7 protein-coding genes and 2 pseudogenes are annotated in these 8665 nt (G+C 66.0%); 4 read left to right on the top strand and 5 right to left on the bottom strand.

Features of this window, described 5'->3' with window-relative positions:
- Nucleotides 1-199 (top strand): annotated as a pseudogene (locus AC1DYK_RS13050) (lipoyl synthase); the annotation flags it as partial.
- Between the two features lie 53 nt (nt 200-252).
- On the opposite strand, the pseudogene AC1DYK_RS13045 reads toward AC1DYK_RS13050, so the two are convergent.
- Together AC1DYK_RS13045 and AC1DYK_RS13040 are read right to left on the bottom strand one after the other, a co-directional pair.
- Nucleotides 253-585 (bottom strand): annotated as a pseudogene (locus AC1DYK_RS13045) (GMC oxidoreductase); the annotation flags it as partial.
- A 36-nt stretch (nt 586-621) separates the two neighbouring features.
- Nucleotides 622-1575 carry a GlxA family transcriptional regulator gene (locus AC1DYK_RS13040; RefSeq protein WP_478166693.1) on the bottom strand — a complete coding sequence of 318 codons (954 nt, stop codon included), beginning with the start codon at nt 1573-1575 and terminating at the stop codon, nt 622-624.
- 109 nt (nt 1576-1684) lie between these two features.
- Between AC1DYK_RS13040 and AC1DYK_RS13035 the strand changes: the two genes are divergently transcribed.
- Entirely contained in the window at nt 1685-2677 is a 993-nt protein-coding gene (locus tag AC1DYK_RS13035) for an SLAC1 anion channel family protein (RefSeq protein ID WP_478166692.1), read from the top strand.
- A 42-nt stretch (nt 2678-2719) separates the two neighbouring features.
- Here the strand turns inward: AC1DYK_RS13035 and AC1DYK_RS13030 are convergent, their stop codons facing one another.
- On the bottom strand, nt 2720-3691 hold the full coding sequence (locus AC1DYK_RS13030; protein WP_478166691.1) for a LysR family transcriptional regulator: 972 nt from the start codon (nt 3689-3691) through the stop codon (nt 2720-2722).
- 104 nt (nt 3692-3795) lie between these two features.
- Between AC1DYK_RS13030 and AC1DYK_RS13025 the strand changes: the two genes are divergently transcribed.
- Nucleotides 3796-5013 (top strand): M20 aminoacylase family protein, encoded by a 1218-nt coding sequence (locus AC1DYK_RS13025; RefSeq protein ID WP_478166690.1) that lies wholly within the window; start codon nt 3796-3798, stop codon nt 5011-5013.
- Nucleotides 5014-5045: 32 nt separating this feature from the next.
- Nucleotides 5046-6038 (top strand): Bug family tripartite tricarboxylate transporter substrate binding protein, encoded by a 993-nt coding sequence (locus AC1DYK_RS13020; RefSeq protein ID WP_478166689.1) that lies wholly within the window; start codon nt 5046-5048, stop codon nt 6036-6038.
- A gap of 170 nt (nt 6039-6208) precedes the next feature.
- On the opposite strand, the gene AC1DYK_RS13015 is transcribed toward AC1DYK_RS13020, so the two are convergent.
- A complete protein-coding gene (locus tag AC1DYK_RS13015; RefSeq protein WP_478166688.1) occupies nt 6209-7648 on the bottom strand; it encodes an MFS transporter in 1440 nt (479 codons plus the stop codon).
- Nucleotides 7649-7652: 4 nt separating this feature from the next.
- A complete protein-coding gene (locus AC1DYK_RS13010; RefSeq protein ID WP_478166687.1) occupies nt 7653-8621 on the bottom strand; it encodes a tripartite tricarboxylate transporter substrate-binding protein in 969 nt (322 codons plus the stop codon).
- Nucleotides 8622-8665: the final 44 nt, after the last annotated feature.

Here is an 8665-nt window from a genome sequence, read left to right as displayed (position 1 = left end):
CGACATCGACATGCTGACCATCGGCCAGTACCTGTCGCCCAGCAACAGCCACCTGCCGGTGCGCCGCTACGTGCATCCCGACACCTTCAAGATGTTCGAGGAAGAGGCCTACAGGATGGGCTTCAGCCATGCGGCAGTGGGCGCGATGGTGCGCAGCAGCTACCACGCCGACCAGCAGGCCCACGCCGCCGGAGCTTGAGCCGGCTCCAGCCTGAAAAGTAGCCTCTGAGCCAGAGCGTCTGCACTAAGAAGCTACTGATATGTTCGCAGCGTTCCTACATTCGTTACCGCGACAGAACCAGATCCGCCATGGGTCGCGAACCACCCGTACCGCGCGATGCCGGCCATCGTCTTGAACAATTCACCGGACATGTGCGGGGCGCCGGCCGCGTGCCGAGAGGAACGCGCATCCGCTCGAACCCAATTGGCGGCCATCTCGGCCATCATCAGGGTCGGACTGCTGGTATTGCCGCTGGTGATCGTGGGCATCGCACCGGCATCCACGACCCGCAGGCCGCTCACGCCGCGCACCCGCAGGCGCGCATCCAGCACCGCAAGCGGATCGTCGCCAACGGTAGCGCGTCCATGCCCGCAGCCGCAGGCATCTGAAGGTTGGCGCCATCACGAAGCAAATCGTCTTCGATATTCGGACACGCTTATTCCCAGACGGCGAGCGAATGCGCGCCTGAAGCCATCCACAGTGGCGTAGCCCACAGCGTCGGCCAGTCGTTTGGCCGGCAAGTCCGACTCCTCCGCCAGGCGGCGCGCAGCATCGATCCTTGCCGACTCCACAAAGTCGGCAGGCGTCGTTCCCGTTTCATGCCGGAAGGTGCGAGCAAAGTTCCTTTCGCTCATTCCTGCGCGCAACGCCAGAACAGGTATCGACAGATCTTCCTTCAGGTTTGCCAGCACGTAGTCCTGCAATTCGCTCAACGCGGGCCGCTCCGATGTCTGCGCCGCCAGATGGGCGCTGAACTGGCTTTGTCCGCCAGGGCGCTTCAGAAACATCACCAGTTCTCGGGCCACGCGCAGCGCGAGCTCCCGGCCGTGGTCGTCCTCCACCATCGAGAGCGCCAGATCCATGCCAGCGGTCACCCCCGCCGAGGTGAAGAGCCGTCCGTCCTTCACATAGATTGCATCCGCCTCGACGCGCGCGCCCGGGTATTGCGCTGCGAGACGCGCGGCGGAATTCCAATGAGTCGACACGCGCTTGCCATCGATGAGCCCGGCGGCCGCCAGAACGAATGCGCCAGTACAGACCGACCCGTAGCGACGCACCGTCCTGGACTTGCGGCGCAGCCAATCCTGCAGCTTTTGATCGCTGGCCATGTCGCGGAGATTGGGGCTCCCTGCGACGAGCAAGGTGTCGATGGGTCCACGATGCGAAGCCACGGTCGCGTCGACAGCAATGCGCAATCCGCTGCTGCTTGCAAGCAGACCGGCTTTCGTGCCGATCACCTGGACTTGATACGCCCGTGGCTGTCCAAGCTGGCGGGATGCCTCCATGAAAACGTCAGCCGGGCCGGCAATGTCAAGGAGCTGGAAACGGGGAAAAGCGAGCAAGGCAACGCGCATGGCTGATAAGTCCCGATGGTTGGCAGTAAACGTCGGCTCACGGCGCAGACAGAGGAAGAAGTCTGGCCGAAACTAGCCACTTCTGCAAATTCCGCCAAAGGTTGAGGCCATGCACGCCGACTCTCTCGCCCCGCCTTCGGCGGTACGGCCGCTCGCTGCGGCTTCCATACGGAACTTGCCCGTCAGCTTGTTCGGCTCCGTCATGGGGCTCGCCGGCCTCGGCCTCGCCTGGCGAGTCGCGCACCGCGGCCTGAATGCACCTGCATTCATCGGCGAGGCTATCGGAACGTTCGCGCTCGCGGTCTTCATTCTGCTTTCCTGGGGCTATCTCACGAAGCTGGCAAAACATCCGAAGGCCGTCACGGCGGAGTTTCATCACGCCGTGTCGGGCAACTTCTTCGGTACCGTCGTGCTCTCGATTCTTCTGCTTTCAGCCGTCGTCGCGCCGTATAGCCGAACGACTGCACAAGTCGCCTGGGGCGTGGGAGTACTCTCGACTTTCGCGTTGAGCTTCGTGGTCGTCTCGCGCTTGCTCAAAGGTCAGGTGGACGCATCGCACGCGGTGCCAGCTTGGCTGATTCCGGGTGTAGCAACGCTCGACATCCCGGTCACCAGCGGACACATCCCCACCACGTGGGCCACGGAAATAAACCTGTGTGCCGCAGCCGTCGGCGCCGTGCTGGCGCTCATCCTCGCCGCGATGATCGTCAGCCGACTCGTGCATCGAGATCCGCTTTCTCGCGCGATGACGCCGACCTTGATGATCCTGGTGGCGCCCTTTCCTGTTGGCTTTCTTGCGTACAAGAACATCGTCGGCGGCATCGACGCGTTCGCTTCGCTATTGCTCTACTTCGGGCTTTTCATGTTTGCGGTAGCCGCCGCGAAAGTGTTTCGCCCAGGCGTTGGCTTTTCGCCGACATGGTGGACGATCAGTTTTCCAATGGCGGCGCTGGCCAACGCGGCGCTTGCCTATGCAGAGTTCCGGGCCAGTGCACCGCTCTGGATCCTTGGAACGGTGCTTTTGGGCGTGCTGAGCTTGGTGGTCGTGGTTCTGACGATGAAGACGGTATTGATCGCACTCAACGGGAAGTTGCTCGCGTGAGTGAAAGGGCTCGGACTCCAGGAAGAAAACTCCGCGGGTCGATCACCCCGCCCGAGCACCGTCGACGAGATCGACAGAGTGCAACACTCGGCGCAATTCCGGATCGTCCGAGGCCTGCCAGATTGGCAACTGCCTGAGAAAGTGCGCGACGAATCGCGCCGCGGCGTGCGATGGCGCCTCTTGGGCCCGGCGTACGATCCCGACGACGTTGCTGCGGAAGCGCTCGCGCAGCTGCAATGTCACCAGCGTGTGGCGCAGGCTGTCGGTTTCCACCAAGGGCCAGGGACAGAAGGTGAGCATGTCGGTCTTGCGCACGAGGCCCAGCATCAGCGAGGCCGAATGCGCGAGCTGGATGTGGTGCACGGGCGCTGCAAGGCCGTGCTGGCCAAAGAGATTGGCCAGGAAGGAGGAACTTTCGCCGGGAATGAAGTTCAGCACCCAGTCATCTTGCAGCAACTCGGACATCGACTGCGCGTCGGCTCGCGGGTGACCGCGACGTGCCACCACCGTCATGTCGTAGCGGAACAGTGGCTGCGCCTGCAGACCCTGCATCGCCTCCTCTGGGCCGATGCGGCCGATCAACAAGTCCAGGCTGCCCTCGCGCAGCCTGGGATAGCTGAGCGCGGACAGGCCGTCAATCATTTCCAACTGCACGTGCGGTAGTTCCTCACGGAACGACGGCACCACGCGCGGCAGCAAGGTCTGCGCTACCCAGGGCGTGATGGCCAAAACCAGGCGTTGCTGTGCGTCGGCATCCCGGTAGCGCGAGAGCGTGTTTTCGGCCTGGCGCAGTTGTGCCAGCACACGCTGCGCATGCTCCAAGAGCTCCTGGCCGGCGGGCGTGAAGGCGATTCCGCCCCCGTGGCGCACGAGGAGTGCCACCCGCGCGTGCGCCTCCAACTCACGCAGGCCCTGGGTGACGGTAGCCTGCGTGACGCCCAGGGTCCGCGCTGCCGCCCGGATGCCGCCCTCTGAGGCGACGGCGGCGAGATAGCGGAGCTGGTGCAGCTTCATGCCGCCGATTATCGCCAGCGACAGGCGCTGCCCGCCGCCGAATGGCGGCGCCCGTCTACCCCGGTGGGCCTTGAGTTCCTAGACTCGCCGAAAGGAATCCCACCATGACATTCACCGTCGAAGACGCTGCCGCCATCGAAAAGGTATTGCCCGCCGTGCGAGAGGTCGCTCCCGAAATGGTCACGCTGCGACACCAGATCCATGCCCATCCTGAGCTCGCTTATGAGGAGCACGTCACCAGCGAACTGGTGGCGACGCGCCTGTCCGAGTGGGGCTATGAGGTGCACCGTGGGCTGGCCGGCACCGGCTTGGTGGGCACGCTGCGATCGGGCCAGGGCAAGCGCAGCCTGGGCATCCGCGCCGATATGGACGCCCTTCCGATCCAGGAGGCGACCGGTCTGCCCTACGCCAGCAAGGTGCCCGGCAAGATGCACGCTTGCGGCCACGACGGACATACCAGTACCTTGCTGGCGGCCGCCCGCGTCATCGCGCGAGAGCGCGGCTTCGACGGCACGCTGCACCTGATCTTCCAGCCTGCCGAAGAGGGCCTGGGAGGCGGCCGCCGCATGGTGGAGGAAGGCCTGTTCGATCGCTTTCCCTGCGACGCGATCTTCGCGCTGCACAACATGCCCGGCTTCCCGGCGGGCAAGTTCGGCTTCAAGGAAGGATCGTTCATGGCCTCCTCCGATTCCGTCACGGTGACGGTGGCTGGCCGAGGCGGTCACGGTTCTGCGCCTCACCTGGCTGCCGACCCGGTGGTCGCGGCGGCGCACATCATCGTGGCGCTGCAAACCATCGTGTCACGCAACGTGGACCCGCGCGAGATGGCGGTTGTTTCCGTGGGAGCCATTCACGGCGGTGACGCGCCCAACGTGATTCCCGACAGCGTAGAGATGCGCCTCACGGTGCGCGCCTATCGCCCGGAGATCCGCGCGATGCTGCGCGATCGCATCAAGCAACTGGTGCAGGCCCAGGCCGCCACGCTCGGCGTCACGGCGAAAGTGGACTACCACTGGCGCTATCCCGCGCTGATCAATGACGACGAGTCCACGCGTTTTGCGCGACAGGTCGCGCTCGACTGGCTGGGCGAGGACGGCCTGCTGCCGTCCCTCGCGCCGCTCACCGGCAGCGAAGACTTCTCCTTCATGCTCGAGCGCTGCCCGGGTAGCTACCTGATCGTGGGCAACGGGGAGGGCGAGCACCACGGCACGGGCGGCTGCATGGTTCACAACCCGGGCTACGACTTCAACGACGCGATTCTGCCGATCGCGGCCAGCTACTGGGTGCAGCTGGTCAGGCGCTTCCTGGCGCCGCAAGGCTGAGCACCATTTCCATCTTCTGCACTGGAACCATCATGGACCGTCTTTCTCGTTCTGTTTCGCGCCGTGCCGTACTGGGTGTACTGGGCGCGACAGCTTTCTCCCTCGCTGCGCCCGCCTTCGCGCAGGGCGGCTATCCGGCCAAGCCGATCAAGCTGCTGGTCGGCTACGCGCCCGGCGGCTCGGTGGATATGGCCGCGCGCGTGACGGCGGACATCCTGTCGGCGAAGCTCGGCGCGACGGTGGTGGTGGAGAACGTGGCAGGAGCGGCGGGCGTGGTCGCGGCGCAGCGTGCGGTGAGCAGTCCGGCCGACGGCTACACGTTGCTGGTCGGCTCCAGCAACGAGATGGCAGCCACGGCCCTGGTGAACCCGGCGCAGCGCTACGACCCGTTGAGGGACCTGGTGCCGCTCGGCCTGATCGCCTCCGCGCCCGTGCTGCTCGTTGCGGGACCGAAGACGGGCGTCAAGAACCTCGACGAGTTCATCGCACTGGCCAGGCGCGACCCCGGCAAGTACAGCTATGGCAGCTCCGGCGTGGGCTCCACGCTGCACTTCGCCGGCGAGCTGGTCAAGCAGCGCGCCGGCATTTTCCTCACGCACATCCCCTACCGCGGCACAGCCTCCCTCACGAGCGATCTTGCCGGCGGCACGCTCGACTTCGCGATCGTGTCGCCCACCGCGGCGGGACCCTTCATCCAGGCCGGGCGAGTCGTCCCGCTGGGCATCTCATCGGCCAAACGCTTTCCCACCCTGCCGCAGGTGCCCGCGCTGGGCGAGCATCCGCAGCTGCAGGGATATGAGCTCACCGGCTGGTTCGCGCTGGCGGGTCCCAAGGACCTGCCCGCCCCCATCGTCCAGAGCCTGCGTGCGGCGCTGCAGGCCGGCCTGGCCGACCCGGCGATCCGCCACCGGCTGGAGGAAGGCGGTTCCATTCCCGGAACGGGCAAGGAAGACCTGGCCCGCATCATGCGCGAGGACACGGCGAAGTACGCGACTCTGGTGAAGTTTGCGAACATGCGCGAGTGAAGGCCCACGGGTGCGGGCGCAGCCTCACGGGATCGACCTCGTGCTTCCACTTGTATTCGAGCCAAGTCTCGATGATGTCCTTGGTGAACACGTCTCCGCGCATCAGGAAGTCGCGATCCTTCTCTGCCCGGGATGCCGCACTGCACAAACAGGCGGGGCCCGGGCCCGCTTCAAACGGGTTGCCGCACCTCGGGCGTGCGGCAGTTCTTCGCAATCAGGGCTGCACCCACGAAGCACAGGGATGCGAGCATTGCGAAAGCAGCTCTTGCACCCTGAGTGAATACGGCGACATCGAAGCCCGAGAGGCCCGAACCGCCATTTCCAAGAATCATGCGCTGCGCACTGTCGGGCAGATTGGCCATCGCCACGCTCAACGTGAGCGCCGTTCCCGCCATGATCCCGGTGTTCTGCAGCGTCGAGCGGACGCCGTTCGCAATCCCCCGGCGCTGCGGCACCACGCTCTGGAGAATCGACGCGTTGTTCGGGGTCACGAAGCTCCCGATGCCCAGGCCCAGCATCCACAGGCAGACGGCCAGTTGCCCGGCACCGATGGCCGGTTGCAGCGCGGCTGCCAACAGCGCCAGCGCGCCTCCGGCGAGCAGCATGCCTCCCACACAGATGACGTCGGGCGTGAAGCGCCGCATCAGGCTGCCGGCCGTCGGAGCGGCCATCAACATCCCGAGCGCGACCGGCGCGATGCGTAGCCCCGCCTCCGAGGGTGCCAGGCCCGCGCAGGCCTGGAGATACAGGGCCACGAGCAGCAGCGGTGCGGCCTGCGACATGGACAGCAGCAGGATGCCTGCGTAGGCGATGCGACGCCTCGGATCCCTGAACAGCGCCGGATCGACCAAGGGGCTCGCCACGCGCTGTTGCACACTGGCGAACACGAGGATGGCGCAAACACCGGCGAGCATGAAGGCCCACACGGGCGTGCTCGTCCAGCCGCGCGTCCCCGCCATCGTGAGCGCATAGGTCACGCCTCCGATCCCGGCGAGCGACAGCACGGCGCCGGCCAGGTCGAAGCGTTCGGACTTGGCCGCCGCGCGCTTCGGCAGCACCTTCCACGACCCCGCCAGCACGCAAAGCCCGATCGGGACGTTCAGCATGAACAGCACGCGCCAGCCCCACCACGACACGACGAAGCCGCCGGCCAGCGGCCCCGCGACCTGGGCCAGGGCGGCCACCATCGCGAGCACGCCGAGCGCGAGGCCCACCCTTTGGCGGCCGAACGCATCGCCGACCAATGCACTGGTGTTGGCCATGACGCCGGCCGCGCCCACGGCCTGGCAGACGCGAAAGACCAGCATCGCGCCGACGCTTGTTGCGACCGCACAGGCCGCACATGCGATCACGAAAAGGCCCAGCCCCGCGAGGAAGAGTTGCCGCCGCCCCCACAGGTCGGCCAGCCTTCCGAAGCTCAGGATGCAGACGGTGCTGACCAGCATGTAGGACAGCAGGATCCAGCTCGCCTGCGATGGCGAAGCGTGCAGGCTGCGCGCAACGGCGGGCAGCGCCACGTTGAGCGCGCTGAGGTTCAGGAAGCACAGCGCCGCACCCAGGCTTGCGACAACGAGCACCGCCCATCCGGCCTCTTCTTTGTCCTCCGTCACCGCTTCACTCTTCGCTCTTGAAGCCCGAAGCCTTGACGATGGGACGCCAATACTCGCGGTCTTCGTTCATGATGCGCGCCACTGCGGCACCCGGCAGCCCGGTCGCTTCGAGCCCCGCGCGCTCGAGCTGGCCGCGCACCTGCGAGCTGCGCATCGCGGCCAGGAAGGCTGTCTCCAGCTTCGCGACAACGTCCTTTGGTGTGCCCGCGGGCACGAAGGCGGCATAGGACGCGTTGGCGCGGTCGAAGGCGTCGTAGCCGGCCTCCTTGAGGGTCGGAACATCTGGCAGCCAACTCAGCCGCTTCGTCCCTGCGACGCCCAGGATGCGCAGCTTGCCGGAGCGGTGCAATTCCAGCTGACTGGCCAGAGCGTCGGTGCCGATCGGCACGTGATCGCCGATTATGTCCGTCGCCAGCGGCGCGCCGCCTCGGTAAGTGACCGCCATGAGCGGCACGCCGATGGCCTTCGACAGTTGCAGCACGCTGAAGTGCAGGCCGCCGCCGAGATTGGTCATGCCCACGCTGCCTTGCGCGGGGTTCTTCCTGATCCACGCGACGTACTCAGGAATCGTCTTGTACGGCTGGTCCGCGCCGGCGGAGACGACACTGGGCACGTTGGCCAGGTGCGCAACGGGAATGAAGTCCTTGTCGACGTCGTAGTTCAGCCGCGCATAGGTCATCGGAAACAGCACGAAGGGCGGCGTCGCGCCGATGAGGATGGTGCGGCCGTCGGCCCGCGCGGCTTTCACGGCCTCGATGGAAATGCGCGTGGACGCACCGGGTCGGTTCTCCACCAGAACGGGCTCCTTGAGCGAGCTGCGCAATTCTTCGGCCATCGAACGCGCCAGGTTGTCGAGCGCGCCGCCCGGCGGAAACCCGATGATGAGGCGGATGGGCGCGTTGTCGGCGTGCGCGGCGGCGCCGGCCAGGGCGATCGACGCGCCAAGCACGAGGGTCTTCAGGAACGAGGTCATGGAGGCTACCTGCAAGTTGAAAAGGCCGAAAGAGAAGAAAACGA

Source organism: Variovorax sp. P2_H12 (assembly GCF_056403395.1).
This window is presented reverse-complemented; position numbering and strand designations above follow the sequence as displayed.